Annotated in this window: 22 protein-coding genes; 13 read left to right on the forward strand and 9 right to left on the reverse strand. The window is 71.4% G+C overall.

Translation table 11 applies throughout. From position 1 onward, the window contains the following. Positions 1-93: 93 nt before the first annotated feature. The 8 genes from ABEA34_RS13560 to ABEA34_RS13595 all read left to right on the forward strand — a co-directional run bounded on the left by ABEA34_RS13560 (position 94) and on the right by ABEA34_RS13595 (position 7,312). Positions 94-1,140, forward strand: a complete 1,047-nt coding sequence (locus ABEA34_RS13560) for an ABC transporter ATP-binding protein (RefSeq protein ID WP_345521830.1) — start codon at positions 94-96, stop codon at positions 1,138-1,140. A gap of 1 nt (position 1,141) precedes the next feature. Beyond that, the gene (locus ABEA34_RS13565; RefSeq protein WP_345521831.1) at positions 1,142-1,810 is read left to right on the forward strand and encodes an ABC transporter permease; all 669 of its coding nucleotides are present in this window, start codon (positions 1,142-1,144) and stop codon (positions 1,808-1,810) included. Further along, positions 1,807-2,550, forward strand: a complete 744-nt coding sequence (locus ABEA34_RS13570; RefSeq protein WP_345521832.1) for an ABC transporter permease — start codon at positions 1,807-1,809, stop codon at positions 2,548-2,550. Before ABEA34_RS13565 ends, ABEA34_RS13570 begins: the two co-directional genes overlap by 4 nt. A gap of 46 nt (positions 2,551-2,596) precedes the next feature. Next, entirely contained in the window at positions 2,597-3,532 is a 936-nt protein-coding gene (locus ABEA34_RS13575) for an ABC transporter substrate-binding protein (RefSeq protein ID WP_345521833.1), read from the forward strand. 99 nt (positions 3,533-3,631) lie between these two features. Next, complete coding sequence (locus ABEA34_RS13580) at positions 3,632-4,642, forward strand: M48 family metallopeptidase (RefSeq protein WP_345521834.1); 1,011 nt, start codon at positions 3,632-3,634, stop codon at positions 4,640-4,642. 38 nt (positions 4,643-4,680) lie between these two features. Continuing rightward, on the forward strand, positions 4,681-6,156 hold the full coding sequence (locus ABEA34_RS13585; RefSeq protein WP_345521835.1) for an amino acid permease: 1,476 nt from the start codon (positions 4,681-4,683) through the stop codon (positions 6,154-6,156). Continuing rightward, a complete protein-coding gene (locus ABEA34_RS13590; protein ID WP_345521836.1) occupies positions 6,153-7,028 on the forward strand; it encodes a universal stress protein in 876 nt (291 codons plus the stop codon). The genes ABEA34_RS13585 and ABEA34_RS13590 overlap by 4 nt, the downstream gene beginning before the upstream one ends. Continuing rightward, positions 7,025-7,312, forward strand: coding sequence for a peptide methionine sulfoxide reductase (locus tag ABEA34_RS13595; protein WP_345521837.1), 288 nt, complete (start codon positions 7,025-7,027; stop codon positions 7,310-7,312). The genes ABEA34_RS13590 and ABEA34_RS13595 overlap by 4 nt, the downstream gene beginning before the upstream one ends. A gap of 102 nt (positions 7,313-7,414) precedes the next feature. Here ABEA34_RS13595 and ABEA34_RS13600 read toward each other — a convergent pair whose 3' ends face one another. The 9 genes from ABEA34_RS13600 to ABEA34_RS13640 all read right to left on the reverse strand — a co-directional run bounded on the left by ABEA34_RS13600 (position 7,415) and on the right by ABEA34_RS13640 (position 16,039). Then, positions 7,415-8,608 (reverse strand): hypothetical protein, encoded by a 1,194-nt coding sequence (locus ABEA34_RS13600; RefSeq protein ID WP_345521838.1) that lies wholly within the window; start codon positions 8,606-8,608, stop codon positions 7,415-7,417. Between the two features lie 110 nt (positions 8,609-8,718). Next, complete coding sequence (gene dtd, locus ABEA34_RS13605; RefSeq protein ID WP_345521839.1) at positions 8,719-9,150, reverse strand: D-aminoacyl-tRNA deacylase; 432 nt, start codon at positions 9,148-9,150, stop codon at positions 8,719-8,721. Next, the gene (locus ABEA34_RS13610) at positions 9,150-10,016 is read right to left on the reverse strand and encodes an HpcH/HpaI aldolase/citrate lyase family protein (RefSeq protein ID WP_345521840.1); all 867 of its coding nucleotides are present in this window, start codon (positions 10,014-10,016) and stop codon (positions 9,150-9,152) included. Before ABEA34_RS13610 ends, dtd begins: the two co-directional genes overlap by 1 nt. Continuing rightward, positions 10,013-11,104, reverse strand: a complete 1,092-nt coding sequence (locus ABEA34_RS13615; protein ID WP_345521842.1) for an HpcH/HpaI aldolase/citrate lyase family protein — start codon at positions 11,102-11,104, stop codon at positions 10,013-10,015. Before ABEA34_RS13615 ends, ABEA34_RS13610 begins: the two co-directional genes overlap by 4 nt. Positions 11,105-11,156: 52 nt before the next feature. Further along, on the reverse strand, positions 11,157-12,002 hold the full coding sequence (locus ABEA34_RS13620; protein WP_345521843.1) for a 3-hydroxybutyryl-CoA dehydrogenase: 846 nt from the start codon (positions 12,000-12,002) through the stop codon (positions 11,157-11,159). Next, positions 11,999-12,544, reverse strand: a complete 546-nt coding sequence (locus tag ABEA34_RS13625; protein WP_345521844.1) for a DnaJ family domain-containing protein — start codon at positions 12,542-12,544, stop codon at positions 11,999-12,001. Before ABEA34_RS13625 ends, ABEA34_RS13620 begins: the two co-directional genes overlap by 4 nt. Positions 12,545-12,571: 27 nt before the next feature. Then, entirely contained in the window at positions 12,572-14,017 is a 1,446-nt protein-coding gene (locus tag ABEA34_RS13630) for an MFS transporter (RefSeq protein ID WP_345521845.1), read from the reverse strand. After that, positions 14,014-15,339, reverse strand: coding sequence for a M20 family peptidase (locus tag ABEA34_RS13635; RefSeq protein ID WP_345521846.1), 1,326 nt, complete (start codon positions 15,337-15,339; stop codon positions 14,014-14,016). Before ABEA34_RS13635 ends, ABEA34_RS13630 begins: the two co-directional genes overlap by 4 nt. A gap of 73 nt (positions 15,340-15,412) precedes the next feature. Next, positions 15,413-16,039, reverse strand: a complete 627-nt coding sequence (locus tag ABEA34_RS13640) for a nitroreductase family protein (protein ID WP_345521848.1) — start codon at positions 16,037-16,039, stop codon at positions 15,413-15,415. Between the two features lie 10 nt (positions 16,040-16,049). Between ABEA34_RS13640 and ABEA34_RS13645 the strand changes: the two genes are divergently transcribed. The 5 genes from ABEA34_RS13645 (at position 16,050) to ABEA34_RS13665 (ending at position 20,693) form a co-directional block, all read left to right on the forward strand. Beyond that, positions 16,050-17,234: an allantoate amidohydrolase gene (locus ABEA34_RS13645; protein ID WP_345521850.1), complete on the forward strand. Its 1,185-nt coding sequence runs from the start codon at positions 16,050-16,052 to the stop codon at positions 17,232-17,234. Next, positions 17,231-18,580 (forward strand): formimidoylglutamate deiminase, encoded by a 1,350-nt coding sequence (locus tag ABEA34_RS13650; RefSeq protein ID WP_345521851.1) that lies wholly within the window; start codon positions 17,231-17,233, stop codon positions 18,578-18,580. The genes ABEA34_RS13645 and ABEA34_RS13650 overlap by 4 nt, the downstream gene beginning before the upstream one ends. Further along, positions 18,577-19,743 carry an imidazolonepropionase gene (gene hutI, locus ABEA34_RS13655; RefSeq protein ID WP_345521852.1) on the forward strand — a complete coding sequence of 389 codons (1,167 nt, stop codon included), beginning with the start codon at positions 18,577-18,579 and terminating at the stop codon, positions 19,741-19,743. Before ABEA34_RS13650 ends, hutI begins: the two co-directional genes overlap by 4 nt. Positions 19,744-19,792: 49 nt before the next feature. Next, complete coding sequence (locus ABEA34_RS13660) at positions 19,793-20,434, forward strand: Type 1 glutamine amidotransferase-like domain-containing protein (protein ID WP_345521853.1); 642 nt, start codon at positions 19,793-19,795, stop codon at positions 20,432-20,434. A 106-nt stretch (positions 20,435-20,540) separates the two neighbouring features. Beyond that, positions 20,541-20,693 carry a hypothetical protein gene (locus ABEA34_RS13665; RefSeq protein ID WP_345521854.1) on the forward strand — a complete coding sequence of 51 codons (153 nt, stop codon included), beginning with the start codon at positions 20,541-20,543 and terminating at the stop codon, positions 20,691-20,693. Positions 20,694-20,731 lie beyond the last annotated feature (38 nt).

Here is a 20,731-nt window from a genome sequence, read left to right on the forward strand (position 1 = left end):
CCTATTCAGCGGACTCGCTAAGTCGAATAACTTCATTCACATAGACTCCTTCGACATGCTCCTCAACATCAGCCCCTCGGCAGGAGGACACCGGTGATCGAGTTCGACGACGTCACGAAGAGGTACCCCGACGGCACCGTTGCCGTCGGCAACCTCTCCATGACCATCCCCACCGGCGCCATCACGGTGCTCGTGGGTCCCTCCGGGTGCGGCAAGACCACGTCGCTGCGGATGATCAACCGGATGATCGACCCGACCTCGGGCACGATCCGGATCGACGGCCAGGACGTCACGTCCCAGGACCCGGCGCTGCTGCGCCGCTCGATCGGCTACGTCATCCAGCACGCCGGGCTCTTCCCGCACCGCACCGTGGTCGACAACGTCGCGACGGTGCCCGTGCTCAACGGCCTCCCGCGCAAGCAGGCCCGGGCCCAGGCCTACGAGCTGCTCGAGCGCGTCGGCCTCACCGCCGGCATGGCCGACCGCTACCCGGTCCAGCTCTCCGGCGGTCAGCAGCAGCGGGTCGGAGTCGCCCGCGCGCTCGCGGCGGACCCGCCGGTGATGCTGATGGACGAGCCGTTCTCGGCCGTCGACCCGGTGGTCCGGGAAGGCCTGCAGAAGGAGTTCCTGCGGCTGCAGGGCGAGCTCGGCAAGACCATCGTGATGGTCACCCACGACATCGACGAGGCCATCAAGCTCGGCGACCACGTCGCGGTCTTCGCCGAGGGCGGCCGCCTGGCCCAGCTGTCGACGCCCGAGGACCTGCTGTCGCAGCCCGCCGACGACTTCGTCGCCGGCTTCGTGGGCCGCGACCGCGGCTACCGCGGCCTGTCCTTCGCGGGCTCGGCCGACCTCGCCGTCGAGCCGGTCACCGCGGAGGTGGAGGGCCTGCGCCTCTCGCTGGACGACGCCGGCCGGCCGCTGGGCTGGGCCGGGTCGGGCGGCCTCCTCCCGACGGAGGGCACCTACCACGTCGGCGACAGCCTGCGGGTGGTCACCGACCTGACGCTGCTGTCGCCCGCCGGCGCCGCCGTCCGCGTCGACGCCGACGGCCGGGCCGACGGGATCGTGCGGCAGAGCGCGCTCTCGGCGTACCTCCGGGAGCGCCAGCTCGGCCGTCTGCGGTCGGCGGAGGCGTGAGGTGAACTTCTTCGAGGAGGTCCGCGAGTACCTCCGGATCAACCACGAGACGGTCGTCCAGGCCCTGGTCCAGCACATCTGGCTGGCGCTGCTGCCGGTGGCGATCGCCTTCGCCCTGTCGCTGCCGATCGGCTGGGCCGTGGCACGCTTCGGCTGGGTCCGCCACCCGGTCCTGACGCTGAGCAGCATCATCTACACGGTGCCGTCCTTGGCACTCCTGCTCCTGCTCCCGGGCATCCTGCACACCAGCTTCCTCGACCCGCTCAACGTGGTCATCGCGCTCACGCTCTACAGCCTCGCCCTGCTGGTGCGGGCGGTCGTCGACGGGCTGGAGTCGATCGACGACCAGGTCGTCCAGTCCGCCACCGCCATGGGCTACCGGCCGGCCCGGCGCTGGTTCACCGTCGACCTCCCGCTGGCGCTGCCCGTCATCCTGTCCGGGCTCCGGGTCGCCACGGTCGCCAACATCAGCATGGTGTCGGTGGCAGCGCTGATCGGGATCGGCGGCCTCGGTCAGCTCTTCACCCGCGGCTTCCAGTTGCAGTTCTACGCGCCTCCGATCGCCATCGGCCTGGTGCTCTCGGTGCTGCTCGCCCTGATCGCCGACACGATCATCGTGCTGGTGCAGCGCGTCGCCACTCCGTGGACCCGGGCGGGAGGTGCCCGATGAACGCCAGCACCTTCGACTTCCTCTTCAACGGGTCCTACTGGACGTGGAGCAACTACGACAGCTTCCCGCACCGGATCGTCGAGCACCTGCAGTACTCCATGGTCGCCCTGGCGATCGCCTTCGTGGTGGCGTTCCCGATCGGGCTGCTCATCGGCCACACCAACCGCGGCTCCTTCTTCGCGATCAACGTCGGCAACGCCGGCCGCGCGCTGCCGACCCTGGGCGTGCTGATGCTGGTGCTCGCGCTGGTCGGCACCGGCCTGGTCCCGGTCACGGTCGCGCTGGTGATCCTGGCGATCCCGCCAATCCTGACGACGACGTACGCCGGGATCCGCTCGGTCTCGGACGCGTCGGTCGACGCCGCCCGGGGGGTCGGCATGCGGGAGTGGCAGATCGTCAAGGACGTCGAGGTGCCGATCGCCCTCCCGATCATCTTCGGCGGGATCCGCAACGCGACGCTCCAGGTGATCTCGACCGCGACGATCGCCGGGTACGTCGGGTTGGGCGGTCTCGGCCGCTACCTGTTCGACGGCCTCGCGCTCTACGACTACCCGCGGATCGTCGCGGGCTCCGTGCTGGTCGCGCTGCTGGCGGTGATCATCGACCTGGTGCTCGGCCTGGTGCAGCGCCTGGTCGTCTCACCCGGCGTCGACGGCCGCGCCGTCAAGGGCCGGCGTCGGACAGCCGCGACCGGCCCCGCGCTGTCCGTGACCACCGAGGAGGCCGCCCGACCTGCCTGACTCCGCACCACCACCATCCGCACCGCACACACCCGAGAGGTCCACCATGTTCCGACGCAAGCGATTGCCCGTACTCGTCAGCCTGGCCGCCGTCGCGGCCTTCGCGCTGGCCGGTTGCGGGTCCGACGACAGCAAGGCCGACGACCCCTTCTCCAACGGCGGGGGTGACAAGGGCACCATCGTGATCGGCTCCGCGAACTTCCCGGAGAGCGAGCTGCTCATGCAGATGTACGCCCAGACCCTGGAGGCCGCCGGCGCCAAGGTGGAGACCAAGCCCAACATCGGCGCCCGCGAGATCTACATGAAGGCCTTCGAGTCCGGCGACATCGACCTGCTGCCGGAGTACAACGGCGCGCTGCTGTCCTACCTGTCGCCCGACGGCGTCCCGGAGGGCACGACCTCCCCGGAGGACGTCTACGCCGCGCTGCAGAAGGTGCTGCCCGACGGCAGCGAGACCCTCCCGCAGTCGGCCGCCGAGGACAAGGACACGCTGACGGTCACCAAGGAGACCGCCGACAAGTACAGCCTGTCCACGATCGAGGACCTGAAGCCGGTCGCCGACAAGCTCGTCGTGGGCGCCGGTGCGGAGTGGCGTGAGCGCTACCAGGGCCTGATCGGCCTCAAGGAGCTGTACGGCGTGGAGTTCAAGGAGTTCAAGCCGCTCGACTCCGGCGGCCCGCTCACCATCGCCGCGCTGAAGGACGGCTCCATCGACGTCGGCAACGTCTTCTCGACCGACTCGGCGATCTCGACCAACGACTGGGTGGTGCTCGGCGACCCGAAGAACCTCTACACGTCGCAGAACATCGTCCCGCTGATCCAGTCGGACGTCGTGACCCCTGAGGTGACCAAGGCGCTCAACGCCCTCTCCGAGGCGCTGACCACCGAGAACCTCACCGAGGCGCTCGCCAAGGTGCAGGTCGACAAGCAGGACCCGGTCACCGTCGCGAAGGACTTCCTCGCGGCCAACAACCTGAGCTGACCGCTCGACCCGACAGCGGCATGACCGGCGCACCCGCGCCGGTCATGCCGCTTCTGATTTCGGCCGGTGCGGTGCTCGGCCGTGTGCCACAGTGAGCGCGTGAGCCAGCAGCCGGCCCGTTCTCGGGCAACGTTGACCGACATCAGCTCCCGCGCCTGGGAGCACCCCGCCGACCAGGGCGCGCTGGTGGCGCTCCGCAAGCTCAAGGGCTTCGACACCGTGCTCAAGGCGATGTCGGGCCTCTTCAACGAGCGCGCCGTACGCCTGGTCTTCCTCGGGTCCGCGATCCGCGTCGACGAGCGGCAGTTCCCTCGGCTGCACCGGCTCCTGGGCGAGGTCGGCCGCACGCTCGACGCCCCGGAGCTGCCGGAGCTGTACGTCGTGGCCAACCCGGTGCCGGGTGCGCTGACCATCGGCATGAACAAGCCGTTCATCGTCCTCAACTCGGGTCTGGTCGACCTGCTCGACGAGGACGAGCTGCGCTTCGTCGTCGCGCACGAGCTCGGCCACGCGATGAGCGGGCACGCGGTCTACCAGACGCTGCTCCAACGGCTGATCCAGTTCTCGGGCGTGCTCACCGCGATCCCGCTGACCGGCCTCGGCATCCGCGCGATCGTCGCGGCGCTCTACGAGTGGTCGCGCAAGTCGGAGCTGTCCGCCGACCGCGCCGGCCTGCTCGCGACGCAGGACCCGGCGACGGCGTTCCGGGTCCACATGAAGCTCGCCAGCGGCGGCCACCTCGAGGACCTCGACGCGACCTCGTTCTTCGCGCAGGGCCAGGAGTACGACGAGGCCGACCTGCGCGACTCCGTGCTCAAGATCCTGCTGGTCGAGAACCGCTCCCACCCGTTCCTCGTCGTCCGGGCCACCGAGCTGCGGCGCTGGGTCGACTCCGGCGAGTACACCCGCATCCTCGCCGGCGAATACCCGCGCCGGCAGGACGACGACGAGGCCAAGGTCTCGGAGGCTGCGAAGGCCGCGGCCCGCAGCTACTCCGAGAGCTTCAAGCAGAGCCAGGACGCCGTCGGCAAGATGGTGCACGACGTCGCCGGCCTCCTCGGCAGCGCCAAGGTCTGGCTGGACGAGACCTTCCGCCGCAACGACGAGTGACGAGTTCAGGACCAGCCCCGCTCGGGTAGGAGCCCGCCATGAGCGCCGACACCGGAACCGGATCCACCCTCGGCCAGCAGCTCGTGCGGCGCAAGCCGATCAAGCTCCAGAGCGGCCCGCACGACGGACCCGACCTCAAGCGCAGCTTCGGCACGTTCCAGCTGATGATGTTCGGCGTCGGCGCGACCGTCGGCACCGGCATCTTCTTCGTGCTCCAGGAGGCCGTGCCGGACAGCGGGCCGGCGGTGATCATCTCGTTCCTGGTCGCCGGCCTCGGTGCCGGGCTGTCGGCCCTCTGCTACGCGGAGGTCGCGAGCGCGATCCCGGTCAGCGGCTCGACCTACTCCTACGCCTACCACGCGCTCGGCGAGCTGGTGGCGGTGGTAATCGCCGCCTGCGTGCTCCTGGAGTACGGCGTCTCGAGCGCGGCCGTCGCCGTGGGCTGGAGCGGCTACTTCAACGAGCTGCTCGACAACGTCTTCGGCTTCTCGCTGCCGGACGCCCTGTCGTACTCCCCGATCCCCTACGAGGACAACACCACCGGCCTCATCAACCTCCCGGCGGTCGTGCTGGTGATGATGTGCATGGTGCTGCTGATCCGGGGCGCGAGCGAGTCGGCGCGGGTCAACACGGTCATGGTGCTGATCAAGCTCGGCGTCCTGCTGATGTTCGTGGTCATCGGGCTCACGGCCTGGAACGGCGACCACTTCGACGGCTTCTGGGACAAGGGTGCGGCCGGCATCTCGGCCGCTGCCGGGACGATCTTCTTCTCGTTCATCGGCCTCGACGCCGTCTCCACGGCGGGTGAGGAGGTGCGGGACCCGCAGAAGGCGCTGCCCCGCGCGATCATGGGGGCGCTGGCCGTCGTGGTCACGGTCTACGTGCTGGTGGCGATCGCCGGGCTGGCGGCTCAGCCCGCCTCGGAGTTCTCCGACCCGGAGCAGCAGGACGCCGGTCTCGCGGTGATCCTGGAGAACGTCACCGGGCACGCCGCGTGGGGGACGGTGCTCGCGGCCGGCGCGGTGATCTCGATCTTCTCGGTCACGCTGGTCACGCTCTACGGCCAGACCCGCATCCTCTTCGCGATCGGCCGCGACGGCATGCTGCCGGAGAGGTTCTCGTCGGTGAACCCGCGCACGCTCACGCCCACGTTCAACACGATCGTCGTCGCGATCGTGGTCGCCCTGATCGGTGGGTTCGTCCCGGCCGACTACCTCTGGGACACCGTGTCGATCGGCACGCTGATGGCGTTCATCGTCGTCGCGGTCGGGGTGATCGTGCTCCGTCGTACGCAACCCGACCTGGAGCGACCCTTCCGCGTCCCCCTGTTCCCCTTCGTCCCGATCCTGACGGTCGCGGTCTGCATCTACATCCTGTCCGGGCTGGCCGGCGTCACGTGGCTCATCTTCGGCTCCTGGCTGCTGGTCGTGCTCGCGTTCTACTTCCTGTGGGGACGGCGGCACGCCGCCCTCAACCGCGGCGTCGTCGCCGACACCGAGGTGCCTCAGTCATGACGATCGTCGTCGGGCACCCGACCCGGACGCACGACCGCTCCGCGGTGTCCCTCGGCGCGATGCTCGCCCGGTCCCTGAGCACCGACCTGCTCGTGGTCTCGGTCGTGCCGGCGCAGTGGCCGACCCTGGTCGCCGGCAACGTGGACCGTGAATACGCCGCGTGGGCGCACGAGGTCGGAGCCGCGGCCGTCGCCGACGCCGAGCGGGTGCTGGCGGAGGTGGCCGGCGACCTCGAGGCACGGGCGGTCGCCGTCCCGGGTCGATCGGTGCCAGCAGCCCTGCTGGAGCAGGCACGCTCGGTCGACGCCGGCCTGGTCGTCGTCGGCTCCGCCGCGGACGGGCCGTGGGAGCGCGTCGCGCTCGGTTCCACCGCGGACCACCTGCTGCACTCCGCCCACGTGCCGGTCGCGGTGGCGCCGCGCGGCTTCGCCACCCATGCCGTCCCCCGCTTCACCCGGGCGACCTGCGCCTTCCGAGCCGACCGTGCCTCTGCCGAGGTGCTCCGGCGGACGACCGAGATCTGCGCGTCGGCCGGCGCCGCCGTCCGGATCGCGACCTTCGGCGTGCTCGGCAAGACGATGTACCCGCCCGAGGTCCGCGGCGAGCAGGACGTGCTCGCCTCGTTCGTCGAGCAGGCCGAGGCGGCGCTGCGGGAAGCCGCGGCCGCCACCGGGCTGCGCGAGGTCGACCACGTCGTCGCCACGGGACCGGACTGGGCGTCGGCGGTCGGCCGGCTGGAGTGGCGGCACGACGACGTGCTCGTGCTCGGTTCGTCTCCGCGCGGCGTCCTGGCCCGGGTCTTCATCGGGTCCCACGCCAGCCGGATCATCCGGCACTCTCCCGTCCCGGTCGTGGTCGTGCCGGAGTCGTGAGCTCCCTCGTCGACCGGGTCCCCGACGGCTGGTCGGTGGCGACGTACGCCGGGCGCCGGTACGGCGTCACCAAGGAGACGCGGGCCGACGGCCGCGCGATCTCGGTCTACGCCGAGGAGCTCGGCGGCACGGACGTGGTCAGCACCAACGTCTACGTCACGACGAGCGGTGAGGAGCTGCGACCGTGCGAGATGCCGGCGGAGAAGGTGCTGGCCTTCCTCAGGGACGCGGTGTTCAGCGAGGAACCGCGTGGCCCCCGGGCGCCAGGAGACCGAACTCGCTGACACTTGGCACTGGGGGCCCACGTGGGTCTGGCGCTCTTTCCGCGTAGGCCCCCAGTGCCAAGTGCTCGTGAGGGCGATCGTGACCCGCGGACGAGGGACGTGTCAGCGAGCCAGGTGGAGTGGGATCGGTCGGACGCGAACTCCGGAGACGCCGTTGGCGGGCGACACGATCGCCGTGAGCCGCCGCACTCCCGATGCCGGCACCACGAAGGGAAGTCGAGCGCGGCAGCCCACGAGCCGTGTCCGTGCGAGCCGGGCGCCGTCATGCCCTGACGCGGTGACGGCTCGCAGCGACACCTGTTGTCCCCCGCAAGGGGCGACGGTGACGACGGCGACGCCCGGGCGACCGGGCCGGGGCGTGCGGGCAAGGCGGAGCGTCACCTTGGCGGCAACGCGCACGCGGATCGTCGCCATCGAGGTCGTGATGGGGTGGTCGTCGGGGACGGCGTACCTCCAGCGGTAGCGCATCGATCGTTCGGGGCGAACGGTCGCGGTCGCAACGCCGTCGGCGTCGGTGGTCGCGGTCGTGATCAGCCGCTCCTTCTTCGAACGGATGGGTCGTCCCCAGAGCTGGAACGGCGTGCCCGGTTGACCGTCACCGTCGGCGATCGATCGCAGCGTCACCTGGCGCCCGTACGTGATGCCGAGCTCGCGATCGCCCACCACCCACGGGGTCACACGCTGCTTGAACTCGAGGACGCGGTCGACACCGGCGACAGCCAGGTGGAGCCGGCTGACCTGGTACCCGTCGGCAGTGCCTGGCGCGCAGCCGCCCGCGAGCGAGATCGATGCGGGCTCCGATGCCTCGGCGTGTCCGGTGATGTAGTCGGCGAGCGTCGACCGCGTCTGACCGCCGTGCCCGTCGTACCAGTCGAAGAAGACATCGGCGAAGACGTCGGTCGTGGCCCAGTGATGGATGTACGCGCCCGGCACCAGAGCGGAACCGGTGATCTCACGAGAGGGGATCGAGACCTGAACTCGGACCGGATCCCCGAGGCCCGTCGTCACGGTGGGCTCGAACGCCGACAGCGAGGAGAGCGAGGCGACCCCGAAGGACAGTCCGACGGCGGTGGTGTCACTCGCCGTCAACACCAGGCTGTCGTCGCTGTAGAAGTAGTAGGGCCCGATCGACGAAGTCTCGGGCTTCGCACAATCGATGGCGGTGAAGGTGAGGCCGTCGGGCATCCCGGCCCGCCACACCTCGGTAACCGGTGCCGTGTCGTCGGCTCCGGCCGGGAGGACTGGTGGCAGCCCCAGGAGCGCCAGTCCCAAGACGACGAGGAGGGTGCGGCGCATCAACAGCTCCCGAGAACGGTGACAGGGTGGCGACACGGTAGTCGACAACAGCCGTTGGCCGGAGCGATATCGCTGCACATAGACGGGATGGTGCCTCCGGGACGCGACCTTCAGCGAGGACTGTCCAGGATCATCGTGACCGGCCCGTCGTTGACCGAAGCGACCTGCATGTCCGCACCGAAGACGCCGGTCTCGACGTGCGCGCCGAGCTCGCGCAGGGCGGCGCAGACAGCGTCGTACAGGGGCTCGGAGACGGGGCCGGGGGCGGCGGCCTGCCAGGTGGGACGCCGGCCCTTGCGGGCGTCGCCGTACAACGTGAACTGGCTGACGACGAGCACGGGCGCCGCGACGTCGGAGGCCGACCGCTCCTCGCGCAGGAGGCGGAGGTCCCAGATCTTGCGGGCGGTCCAGGCGACGTCGGCCGGGCCGTCGTCGTGGGTGACGCCGAGGTAGACGAGCAGTCCGGGTCCCTCGACCGCGCCGACGATCTGGCCGTCGACGGTGACGCTGGCGCCGAGGACGCGCTGGACGACCGCGCGCATCAGCCCTGGAGGGCCTGGATCGCGTCGTGGATGTCGAGGGTGCGGCGGGCGGACTCGACGTGGAGGTTCTCGACCATCCGGCCGTGGTAGGTGACGACGCCGGAGCCCCTGCCGTCCTCGAAGGCCTGGATGAGCCCGCGGGCGTCCTCGACCGCCTGCTCGCTCGGCGCGAAGGCGGCGTTGGCGCCCTCGACCTGGCCAGGGTGGATCAGTGTCTTGCCGTCGAAGCCCAGCTGCCGGCCCTGGTCGCACTCGGCGAGGAAGCCGTCGGTGTCCTTCACGTCGTTGTAGACGCCGTCGAGGATCGAGATGCCGGCGGCGCGGGCGGCGAGGAGCGCGGTGTGCAGGCTGGGCAGGATCGGGGCGCGGCCGGGCACGTGCTCGGCGTACAGCTCCTTGACCAGGTCGTTGGTGCCCATCACGAAGCAGCTCAGCCGTGCCGACGCGCGGGCGATGCTGAGGACGTCGAGGACGGCGACGGGCGTCTCGATCATCGCCCAGAGCTTGGTGTGCTCGGGCGCGCCGTGCTGCTCGAGGGCGGACACCAGCCGGACGACCTCGTCGGCGCTGTTGACCTTGGGGACGACGACCGCGGCGGGGCCGGCCTGGGCGGCGGCTCGGAGGTCGTCGTCGTGCCACTCGGTGCCGATGCCGTTGACGCGGATGGTGAGGGTCCGGCGGCCGTAGTCGCCGGAGGACACGGCTGCGGCAGCGGCCTCGCGGGCGGCCGGCTTGGCGTCGGGTGCGACGGCGTCCTCGAGGTCGAAGATGACGGCGTCGACCGGCAGGGTCTTCGCCTTCTCCAGCGCCTTGGCGTTGGAGCTGGGCATGTAGAGGACGCTGCGCAGGGGCGTGAACTCGGTCATGCGCTCTCCACCTCGATGGCGTCGTACGCCTTCTTGAGCTCGGGGTCGATCGCCGCCAGCTGCTCGGCGAGCTCGACCATCACCAGGCACTGCTTGAGGGACGCGTCGTCCTCCATCTTGCCGTCGAGCATCACCGCGCCGGTGCCGTCGCCCATGGCCGCCGCGACCCGGCGGGCGTGCGCGACGTCCTCGACGCTCGGGCTGAACACCCGGTTGGCGATCGCGATCTGCTTGGGGTGCAGGCTCCAGGTGCCGACGCACCCGAGCAGGAACGCGTTGCGGAACTGGTCCTCGCAGGCGACCACGTCGGTGATGTCGCCGAACGGCCCGTAGTAGGGGTAGATGCCGTGCATCGCGCAGGCGTCGACCATGCGCGCGATCGTGTAGTGCCAGAGGTCCTGCTGGTACGTCGCGCGCGGGGCGTCGTAGTCGGTGACGCCGAGGTCGTTGCGGGGCGGGTCCTGGCGGACCAGGTAGCCGGGGTGGCCGCCGCCGACCCGGGTCGTCTTCATCCGGCGGTCGGCGGCGAGGTCGGCCGGGCCGAGGCTCAGGCCCTGCATCCGCGGCGACGCGCCACAGATCTCCTCGACGTTGGCCACGCCGCGGGCGGTCTCGAGGATCGCGTGGACCAGGATCGGGCGGTCGAGGCCGGCCTTGGCCTCGAGCTGGGCGAGCAGCCGGTCGACGTAGTGGATGTCCTCGGCGCCCTGGACCTTCGGCACCATGATCACGTCGAGCTTGTCGCCGATGGCGGGGACCAGTGTGGTGAGGTCGTCGAGCGCCCACGGGCTGTCGAGCGAGTTGATCCGGGTCCACAGCTGCGTCGGTCCGAAGTCGGTCCGCTGCGCGATCTCGACCAGGCCCTCGCGCGCGGCGACCTTGTTGTCGGCCTTGACGGCGTCCTCGAGGTTGCCGAGGAGGACGTCGACGGTCCCGACCATGTCGGGGATCTTCGCCGCCATCTTCGGGTTGCTGGGGTCGAAGAAATGGATCGCCCGGCTCGGCCTCGCCGGGATGTCGGTCAGGGGCGTCGGGGCGCCCACGGCCAGGGGTCGGAAGAAGTCCTTCGGGCTCTGCGATCCACTCATGGGGCGGAACGTAGCAGCGGATCGCTACCCGCCGGTATGACCGATCTGACAGTCAGGCGTACGTGTAGAACCCGCGGCCGGTCTTCCGACCGAGCAGCCCGGCGTCGACCATCCGCTGCAGCAGCGGCGGGGCGGCGTACAGCGGCTCCTTGAACTCGTCGTACAGCGACTCGGCGACGGCCTTGGTGGTGTCCAGACCGATCAGGTCGGCGAGGGCGAGCGGTCCCTGCGGGTGTGCGGCACCCAGCACGAGCCCGCGGTCGATGTCCTCGGCGGAGGCGAAGCCGGACTCGAACATCCGGATCGCCGAGAGGATGAACGGGATCAGCAGCGCGTTGACCACGAAGCCCGCCCGGTCCTGGCAGTCGATCGCCTGCTTGCCCAGCGACCCCTCGACCCAGGCGCGCGAGCGCGCGGTCGTGTCCGGCGACGTCAGCAGCGACGGCACCAGCTCGACGAGCTGCAGCACCGGCACCGGGTTGAAGAAGTGGATGCCGATCACCTGCGTGGGGCGGGAGGTGACCACGCCCAGCTTCATGATCGGGATCGACGAGGTGTTGGACGCCAGGATCGCGTCCGGCGCCTCGACGATCTCGTCGAGCCGCTTGAAGAGCGCGACCTTCGCCGCCTCGTCCTCCACGATCGCCTCGACCACGACGTCGCGGTCGGCGACGGAGCCGAGGTCGGTCTCCACCCGGATCAGCGCGAGCACGTCGCCGGCGGCGTCGATCTTGCCCTTCGCCTCGGCGCGCTGCAGCGACTTCTCCAGCCGTGCGAGCGCCGCCTTGCCGGCCTCCTCGTTGGACTCCACGACGATGACGTCATGCCCCGCGCGGGCGCTGACCTCGGCGATGCCCGACCCCATCAGGCCACCACCGACCACTGCGACGTTCTTCATGTGTCTCCCTCTCCAGAAGTACGTCGATTCCACCAGTGCCGCTTCGGCGGCGGTGCAGCGGGTGCGCTCCTCGGGACCCGGCGGGCCGCCCGCCGCTCCTGCCAGGCGGCGACCGTGGCGTCGACGTCGCGCGGCATCGTGACCAGCGGCGGGCCGGCGGGAAGCGAGTAGCGCGCCTTGATCACGCGCTCGTTGAAGTCCTCCACCTCGCGGCGTACGTCCTTCTCGACGTTGAGCTTGTCGAGCCGGCCGTCGAGCTCCGCGTCCTCCTTGCGGAGCGTGACGCTGGGCGGGAGCACGACGATCCGCTCGCGCTCGACCAGCTTCTTGACCCACCAGTCGGGGTCGTGCTCGCCGCCGAGGCCCTCGATCGGCTTGCCGGCGCCGGCGAGGTTGTCGAAGGCCCCGCGCTCCTGCGCCTGCCGGATCTGCAGGTCCACCCAGGTGCTCTGGTGCTGGATCCTGGCGGCCGCGGCCGCCCGGTCCGCCTCGCGACTGCGCGGCTGGGCCCGGTCCTGGTCCTGGTCGTCCGGTTGCGGCATCGGGCATCACCTCCTGCCCGACCCAGGTTACTGAACCAGCGGTAGCGCTGGCTCCTCGGCGATCTGCTTCGGCATCATCAGCAGGGCGAGCGCGGCGAGCAGCGCGGCGACCGCGCAGATCGTCCACACGGTCATGTAGCCGGACAGCGGCGCGTGGCCCTCGGTCGGGTCGTCGATCGACCCGGTGGCCGACAGGGCGATGGCGAAGACGGCGGAGGCGATCGCGCCGCCGATGGTCTTCGTCGCGTTGGTCATGCCGGTGGCGAAGCCGGTGCGCTCGGAGGGAGCGGCCGCCGCAGCGGTCGCGGGCAGGGCGGCGACGAGGGCGCCCGACCCGAGGCCGGCCACCGCCATGTTGATCAGCGCCTGCCAGGTCTCGTGGTGGAAGGGCAGCCACAGGGCGTAGCCGACCGCGATCAGCACCGACGACATCACGAGGGCGTTGCGCGGCCCGAGCAGGCGCGCGGTCAACGGCAGGGTGAACGCGCCGATCGCGAGGAAGATGACGTAGACCCCGATCAGCGTCGACACGAAGCCGGCGCTCGCGCCGAGCCCGTAGCCGGCGACGTCGGGGTCCGTGCGGGCGAAGGTCGACAGCGGGATCTGGGCCCCGAGCACCGACATGCCGAAGAGGAACGCCGTCAGCTGCACCGGCCACTGGCCGGGCGTCCGCAGCAGGCGTACGTCGACGAGCGGCTCGCCCTGACCGAGCTCGTAGCGGCCGAAGACGTAGAGCACCACCAGGCCGAGCAGGATCAGCGCCCAGGGGAGCGGGCTGCCGGGGCCCTCGAGCCGGATGGCGATCAGGCCGCCCATCACCAGGCCGACCGAGGAGGTGAGGAGGACGAGACCACCGCCGTCGATGCCGCCGGTGGCGGTGCCCTCCATGTCCTCGATGCCGAACCAGATCACGACGAAGCACAGCGTGACGGCGATCGCCGGGAGCGACAGCAGCGCCGTCATCGACATCACCCCGACCAGCGCGCCGCTGGTGAGCGCCCCGATGATGACGGCCAGCTCGAGCGCCCCCACCAGGATCGCGGCGGACCGGCGGGTGAGGTGGTGCTGGCGCCCGGTGCCCGCCGTACGCCGGTAGATGATCGCGACCTCGAGCGGCAGCCACACGACGTACGCACCCTGGAGCGCGGAGCCGACGAGGAAGGTGGCGAAGGACGGCGCGAACGCCATGGTCCACGACCCGAGCGCCGTGACGGCGGTCGAGAGCAGCAGCACCTTCTTGTGGCCGACCAGGTCGCCCATCCGGGCGAGCGGCGGCACGACGAGAGCGGAGACGATGAGCTGCGCCGCCTCGAACCAGTTGACGTCCGCGTCGGCGATGTCGAGGTGGTCGGCGATGTCGCTGAAGATCGGCGTGTAGTAGCCCTGCAGGATGCCGCTGGCCAGCTCCACGCAGACCAGGAAGCCGACGATCGCGAAGAGGCCCTTGGTCCGCGGATCGGTGAGCGTCGTCATCCCGGGATCCTTTCGATCAGGCGCTGGTACCAGCGCACGCCGTCGACGAAGGCGTCGACCCCGAGGTGTTCGTCGTACGAGTGGATCGACTCACGCTGCGCCTTGGTCATCCGGAACGGGGCGAACCGGTAGACCCGGGAGCAGATCTCCGTGAAGAACCGCGAGTCGGTGGCGGCCATCATGACGTACGGCGACGGGATCGCGTCGGGAAAGACCTCGGTGATCGTCGACTCGATCAGGCCGAAGGCCTCGTCGTCGTACGGCGAGACCGGGCTCGGCTCGTTCTCCTCCACGACCGTGATCTGGACCTGGTCGTCGTCGATCGCCTTGCGGACGTGCTCGAGCACGCCGGCGACGGTGTCGCCGACCATGATCCGGATGTTGACGCCGGCCTTGGCGGTCGACGCGATCACGTTGAGCGCGGGGGAGCCGGAGAGCGTGGTGATCGCGAACGTGGTCCGCGTCATCGCAGCCGGCTCGGCGCCGGCCGCGATGAGGGCGCGGGTCAGCACCGGCCGCATCCTCTCGGCGTTGGCCAGCAGCGGCCGGAGCGGGCGGGAGGCGTGGGGGGCCATCCGCCGCAGCAGCTCGAGAGTGGGGTCGGGGACGCTCGCGGCCATCTGGTGGCGGTCGAGCCGGGTGAGTGCCTTGGCCAGCCGCACCGTGGGGCCGTTGCGCTGGGGGGTCGAGGCGTGACCGCCGCGACCGTCCACGCGGAGCTCGAGCGACGTGACGCCCTTCTCGGTGACGCCGACGACGCCGACCGGGGCGGAGACGCCCGGGAACGCCTCGGACGCGATCGCGCCACCCTCGTCGACCACGAACCACGGGGTGACGCCGCGGCGCCGCAGCTCCTCGACCGCGAGGACGGCCGACGTGCCGGAGACCTCCTCGTTGCAGCCGAACGAGAGCCACACGTCCTGCTCCGGGACGAACCCCTGCCCCAGGAGCGTCTCGACGGCCACGCAGATGGCCACCAGCTCGCCCTTGTCGTCGAGGGTGCCCCGGCCCCAGATGGCGCCGTCGTGGATCTCCGCGCCGAAGGGCGGGTGCTGCCACGGCGCGTCCTCCTCGACGGGGACGACGTCGAGGTGGGCCATCAGCACCACCGGTCGGTCGGTGCTGCGGCCGGCCCAGTGGAAGAGCAGGCCGTGGGTGTCGACGCGGGTCAGCTCGAGCTCCTCGTGGAGCAGTGGGAACTGCCGCGCGAGCTCCGCGACGAACGCGTCGAACGCGGCCACGTCGACGAGGTCCGGGTCCCGGTGGGAGACCGTGGGGATGCGGACCAGGGCCTGCAGCTGGGCGACGGCGGGATCGATCACGCGAGCACAGTAGACCGCCCGAGGGTCTCGGATGCGAGACCGTGGGTCGGTGTGGCTCGTTGACCGGCGGTCGCTACGCCGATGGACTGGTGGGGTGCCCCCAGCTGCCGCGATGGACCAGGTCGGCGATCGGCTTGCGGGCGCGCCGGGTGGGCGAGCCCTTCGCGCCCTCGGCGGTCGCGGCGTGGCCGATGGTCACGACGCCGACCGGGTCGAAGTCGTCCGGGATGCCGAACGTCTCGCGCACGGCGGCGTCCTTCTCCGGTGGGATGCCGATGAAGCAGGAGCCGAGCCCGGCGTCGGTGGCCGTCTGCAGGATCAGGAGCGCGGCCATCGCGGTGTCCATGTCCCAGAACGGCTTCGGCCAGCGCGCCTCGTCCTCGTCGGTCCAGCCCTTGTCGCCCTCGGCGTACCGGCTCAGGTAGGCGGCCTTGCTGGAGCACGGCAGGATCACGACCGGCGCCTTCATCATCCCGGTCAGCCACTCGTCGGGCTCGTCGATGTCGTCGGCGGCGGCCACCCAGAACCGCCGTACGTCGTCGGGGGTGTCGAGCACCAGGAACGCCCAGCCCTGGCTGAAGCCCGCGTTGGGGGCGCGCGTCGCGTTGCGCAGCGACAGGTCCACGATGGCAGGGTCGACCGGGTCGGTCGTGTAGTTGCGGACCATCTTGCGGTGACGGACGACGTCCTGGAATTCCATGGAGTGAAGAGTGCCTGACGACTTCGAGCGGATGTGGACCGACCTCGCCCCGGTGGGACGGTCCACTGCCTCCGGTGGCTACTTCCGGCAGCCGTTCACGACCCCGGAGCGCGAGCTGTCGGCGTGGTTCGTCGAGCAGTGCACCGCCCGCGGACTGCGGGTGGAGAGCGACGACTTCGGCAACGTCGTCGGCTGGTGGGACACCGGCTCCGGCCCTGCGGTCCTCACCGGCTCGCACCTCGACTCGGTGCTCGACGGCGGGGCGTACGACGGCCCGCTCGGTGTCGTCTCCGCGCTGGCGGCCGTCGACCTGATGCGCGCGCGTGGCGTCGTGCCGACCCGCCCGGTCGGCGTGTCGGTGTTCGTGGAGGAGGAGGGGTCGCGGTTCGGGCTCGCGTGCCTGGGGTCGCGGCTGGCGACGGGCGTCCTGGACTGGGACGCGGCGCGGGTGCTGACCGACCGTGACGGCGTGGCGCTCGGCGACGTCGTGGCGGGCGGGTCGTCGTCGTTGCTGGCGTCCGTCGGCACCTTCGTCGAGCTGCACGTCGAGCAGGGCCGCGACCTCGTGGACCGGGGGGCAGCGGTCGGGGTGGCGAGCGAGATCTGGCCGCACGGGCGCTATCGCTTCGACTTCACCGGGGCCGCCAACCACGCCGGGACCACGCGGATGGAGGACCGTGAGGACCCGATGCTGACCTACGCGATGACCGTGCTCGCGGCCAACAAGCAGGCGCGGCTGGCCGGCCAGCGGGCGACCTTCGGGCGGGTGGCGGTGGAGCCCAACGGGACCAACGCCGTGCCGTCGAGCGTGACCGCGTGGCTCGACGCGCGCTGCTCGACCGACGACGCGCTCGCCGAGCTGGTGTCGGTGATCTCGGCCCAGGCGTCCGACCGGGCGTCGCGCGACGGCACGTCGCTGGTGGTGACCGCCGAGTCGGTGTCGTCGTCGGTCGCGTTCGACCCCGCCCTCGCCGCGGCCGTCGCCGCCGACCACGAGGGCGGCGACTGGCCGGTCATCCCGACCCAGGCCGGTCACGACGCCGGCATCCTGTCCGCGGCCGGCATCCCGACCGCGATGCTCTTCGTCCGCAACCCGACCGGGATCTCGCACTCCCCGCTCGAGCAGGCGTCGATCCCCGACTGCCTGGTGGGTGTCTCCGCCCTCGCGGACACGCTGGAGAGGCTGACCGCATGAGCTCGGCGTACCTCTTGGAGCGCGCCTGGGTGGACGGCGCCGTCCTCGACGACGTGCTGGTGGAGATCGAGGACGGTCGGTTCGTGGGGGTTTCACCGGCTGACCGCCGAAACCCGCACGACACGCCGAGCGGCGACGGCGTGTCGCGCGGGGGTCGGCGGCCGACCGGTGAAACCCGCAGGCTCCCCGGCCTCACTCTCCCTGGCCTCGCCAACTGCCACAGCCACGCCTTCCACCGCGCGCTGCGGGGGCGGACCCAGCGCGAGCGCGGCACGTTCTGGACCTGGCGGGAGCAGATGTACGGCGTGGCCGGGCGGCTCGACCCGGACAGCTACTTCGCCCTCGCCCGGGCGACGTACCGCGAGATGGTCGCGGCCGGGATCACCAGCGTCGGGGAGTTCCACTACCTGCACCACCAGCCCGACGGCACGCCGTACGCCGACCCCAACGCGATGGGGCACGCGCTGGTGATGGCGGCGCAGGAGGCCGGGATCCGGATCAGCCTGCTGGACACCTGCTACCTCAGCAGCGGGTTCGGCCGCGCGCCCGAGGGGGCCCAGGTCCGCTACACCGACGGCGACGCCGCGCGGTGGGCGGAGCGGATGGCCGCGATCGAGCACCCGCACGTCGGCGCCGCGATCCACTCCGTCCGCGCGGTGCCGCGCGAGCAGCTCGCGACGGTCGTCGAGGCGGCCCAGGGGAGACCGCTGCACGTCCACCTCTCGGAGCAGGTCGCCGAGAACGACGCCTGCCTCGCGACGTACGGCGTCACCCCGACCCAGCTGCTCCACGACGCCGGTGCCCTCGGGCCCCGCACCACGGCCGTGCACGCCACCCACCTCACCGGTGCCGACATCACCCACCTCGGCACCACGCGGACCCGCGCCTGCTTCTGCCCGACCACCGAGCGCGACCTCGGCGACGGCATCGGGCCCGGCCGCGCCCTCGAGCGGGCCGGCGCGACGATCACCCTCGGCTCCGACAGCCACGCGGTCATCGACCTCCTCGAGGAGATGCGCGCCCTCGAGATGGACGAGCGGCTCGCCACCCAGCAGCGCGGCCACTGGACCGCCGCCGAGCTGCTCGCCGCGGGCACCGCCCACGAGTCGATCGGGTTCGCGGACGCCGGCTCCATCGCCGTCGGCCAGCGCGCCGACCTGGTCACGATCGACACCACCAGCACGCGGACCGCCGGGACCGGCGCCGACGAGGCCACCGCCGTCTTCGCCGCCACCGCCGCCGACGTCACGCACGTGGTCGTCGACGGCCAGGTGGTCGCCACCCGCGACGACCACGAGGACATCGGCCGCGAGCTCGCGGCCGCGATCGGCAGACTGCTCCCATGACGAGCACCGTGATCACCCACATCGGCGAGCTGGTCACCAACGACCCGGACGCCACGGACCTCCTCGGCGCCATCGAGCACGCGGCGCTCGTCATCGAGGGCACGAAGGTCGCCTGGGTCGGCCCGGCCGCCGACGCCCCGCCGGCCGACGAGCAGTACGACGCCGGCGGCCGCGCCGTCCTCCCCGGTTTCGTCGACTCCCACTCGCACCTGGTCTTCGCCGGCGACCGGTCCCAGGAGTTCGCGGCCCGGATGACCGGCACGCCGTACGCCGCGGGCGGCATCCGCACCACCGTCGCCGCCACCCGCGCCGCCACCGACGAGCAGCTCACCGCCCACGTCGCCCGCCTGGTCGCGGAGATGCGCCGGCAGGGCACCACCACCGTCGAGATCAAGAGCGGCTACGGCCTGACCGTGCGGGACGAGGCCCGGAGCCTCGCCGTCGCGCGGCAGTTCACCGAGGAGACGACGTTCCTCGGCGCCCACGTCGTGCCGGAGGGAGATCCGGGGGACTACGTCGACCTCGTCACCGGCCCCATGCTCGACGCGGCCAAGGAGCACGCCCGCTGGATCGACGTCTTCTGCGAGCAGGGCGCCTTCGACGAGGACCAGGCGCGCGCGATCCTCGCCGCCGGTGCCGCTGCCGGGCTGCGCGGGCGGCTGCACGCCAACCAGCTGACCTACGGCCCGGGCGTCCGCCTGGCCGCCGAGCTCGGCCTGGTCGCGGTCGACCACTGCACCTACCTCGCCGACGAGGACGTCGCCGCGCTGCGCGACTCCGGCACCATCGCGACCCTGCTGCCCGGTGTCGAGTTCTCGACCAAGCAGCCCTACCCCGACGCGCGGCGGCTGATCGACGCCGGCGTGACGGTGGCGCTCGCCTCCGACTGCAACCCGGGCTCCTGCTTCACCAGCTCGCTGCCGCTCTGCATCGCCCTCGCCGTCCGCGAGATGGGCATGTCGCCCGCCGAGGCCGTCCACGCCGCGACGTACGTCGGCGCCCAGGCCCTCGACCGCGACGACGTCGGCACCCTCACCGTCGGCAGTCGCGCCGACCTGATGGTGCTCGACGCCCCGAGCCACGTGCACCTCGCCTACCGCCCCGGCGTCCCGCTCGTCGCCGCCACCTGGGTCGGTGGCCGCCCCGTCGTCACCGGAGGGTGAGCCGCGTGGGCACCGATGAGTTTCGCCTGCTCCACCGATCATGGTGTCCATGAAGCTGCTCCTCACCTCCGGTGGCGTCACCAACCCGTCCATCGAGGCCGCACTGGTCGACCTGCTGGGCAAGCCGATCGCCGACGCCACCGCGCTCTGCGTCCCGACCGCGCAGTGGGGACACCCGATGTGCGGTCCCACCTCGGTGCGGCGGTTCGTCGTCGGCGGGCTGCCGGACCTGGGCTGGGGGTCGGTGGGCCTGCTCGAGCTCACGGCGCTGCCCACGATCGACCCGGAGCGCTGGGTCCCCTGGGTCCGTGAGGCCGACGTCCTGCTGGTCGACGGGGGCGACGCGACGTACCTCTGCCACTGGCTGCGGGAGTCCGGCCTCGCGGACCTGCTGCCGTCCCTGACCGAGACGGTGTGGGTGGGCGTCAGCGCCGGCAGCATGGTGCTGACCCCGCGGATCGGCGACCTCTTCGTCGAGTGGGCGGGCGCACCGGACGACCGCACGCTCGGTGTCGTCGACTTCTCGATCTTCCCGCACCTGGACGTGTTCCCGGACAACACCCTGGCTGCAGCGCACGAGTGGGCCGCCGGCATCGGCGGGCCGGCGTACGTCCTCGACGACGAGAGCGCCGTCCGCGTGGTCGACGGCGAGGTCGACGTCGTCTCCGAGGGGCAGTGGCACCGCCTCTGAGGCGCTCTAAGGCCGCTGGGGACCTCAGATAGGGCTCCTGCCCGATGTGCCGGCCTACCTCAGACGACGAACCTCGTCTCATCACCGAGGAGCTGAGGAGCCCACCATGTACGACAACACCATCCACCGCGAGTACGTGAAGTCCGAGCTGGAGTACCGGCTCAACCGCATCCAGTCCGACATCGCCGGGCGCCGCAAGAGGCGCCGGATGAGCCGGGTCGACGACGCCGACGGACTGAGCTGGACCAAGGTGCGCTGAGAGGCGCGCGGAAATGGCCCAGCAGACGACAACAGAAA

Source organism: Nocardioides conyzicola (assembly GCF_039543825.1).
Classification (GTDB): domain Bacteria; phylum Actinomycetota; class Actinomycetes; order Propionibacteriales; family Nocardioidaceae; genus Nocardioides; species Nocardioides conyzicola.

What these genes read in the sequence shown, in the direction of transcription:
- ABEA34_RS13570 (WP_345521832.1), top strand. Translation starts at nt 1,807, where the DNA reads ATGAACGCCAGCACCTTCGACTTCCTCTTCAACGGGTCCTACTGGACG.
- ABEA34_RS13575 (WP_345521833.1), top strand. Translation starts at nt 2,597, where the DNA reads ATGTTCCGACGCAAGCGATTGCCCGTACTCGTCAGCCTGGCCGCCGTC.
- ABEA34_RS13585 (WP_345521835.1), top strand. Translation starts at nt 4,681, where the DNA reads ATGAGCGCCGACACCGGAACCGGATCCACCCTCGGCCAGCAGCTCGTG.
- ABEA34_RS13590 (WP_345521836.1), top strand. Translation starts at nt 6,153, where the DNA reads ATGACGATCGTCGTCGGGCACCCGACCCGGACGCACGACCGCTCCGCG.
- ABEA34_RS13600 (WP_345521838.1), bottom strand. Translation starts at nt 8,608, where the DNA reads ATGCGCCGCACCCTCCTCGTCGTCTTGGGACTGGCGCTCCTGGGGCTG.
- dtd (WP_345521839.1), bottom strand. Translation starts at nt 9,150, where the DNA reads ATGCGCGCGGTCGTCCAGCGCGTCCTCGGCGCCAGCGTCACCGTCGAC.
- ABEA34_RS13610 (WP_345521840.1), bottom strand. Translation starts at nt 10,016, where the DNA reads ATGACCGAGTTCACGCCCCTGCGCAGCGTCCTCTACATGCCCAGCTCC.
- ABEA34_RS13615 (WP_345521842.1), bottom strand. Translation starts at nt 11,104, where the DNA reads ATGAGTGGATCGCAGAGCCCGAAGGACTTCTTCCGACCCCTGGCCGTG.
- ABEA34_RS13620 (WP_345521843.1), bottom strand. Translation starts at nt 12,002, where the DNA reads ATGAAGAACGTCGCAGTGGTCGGTGGTGGCCTGATGGGGTCGGGCATC.
- ABEA34_RS13625 (WP_345521844.1), bottom strand. Translation starts at nt 12,544, where the DNA reads ATGCCGCAACCGGACGACCAGGACCAGGACCGGGCCCAGCCGCGCAGT.
- ABEA34_RS13630 (WP_345521845.1), bottom strand. Translation starts at nt 14,017, where the DNA reads ATGACGACGCTCACCGATCCGCGGACCAAGGGCCTCTTCGCGATCGTC.
- ABEA34_RS13640 (WP_345521848.1), bottom strand. Translation starts at nt 16,039, where the DNA reads ATGGAATTCCAGGACGTCGTCCGTCACCGCAAGATGGTCCGCAACTAC.
- ABEA34_RS13650 (WP_345521851.1), top strand. Translation starts at nt 17,231, where the DNA reads ATGAGCTCGGCGTACCTCTTGGAGCGCGCCTGGGTGGACGGCGCCGTC.
- hutI (WP_345521852.1), top strand. Translation starts at nt 18,577, where the DNA reads ATGACGAGCACCGTGATCACCCACATCGGCGAGCTGGTCACCAACGAC.
- ABEA34_RS13660 (WP_345521853.1), top strand. Translation starts at nt 19,793, where the DNA reads ATGAAGCTGCTCCTCACCTCCGGTGGCGTCACCAACCCGTCCATCGAG.
- ABEA34_RS13665 (WP_345521854.1), top strand. Translation starts at nt 20,541, where the DNA reads ATGTACGACAACACCATCCACCGCGAGTACGTGAAGTCCGAGCTGGAG.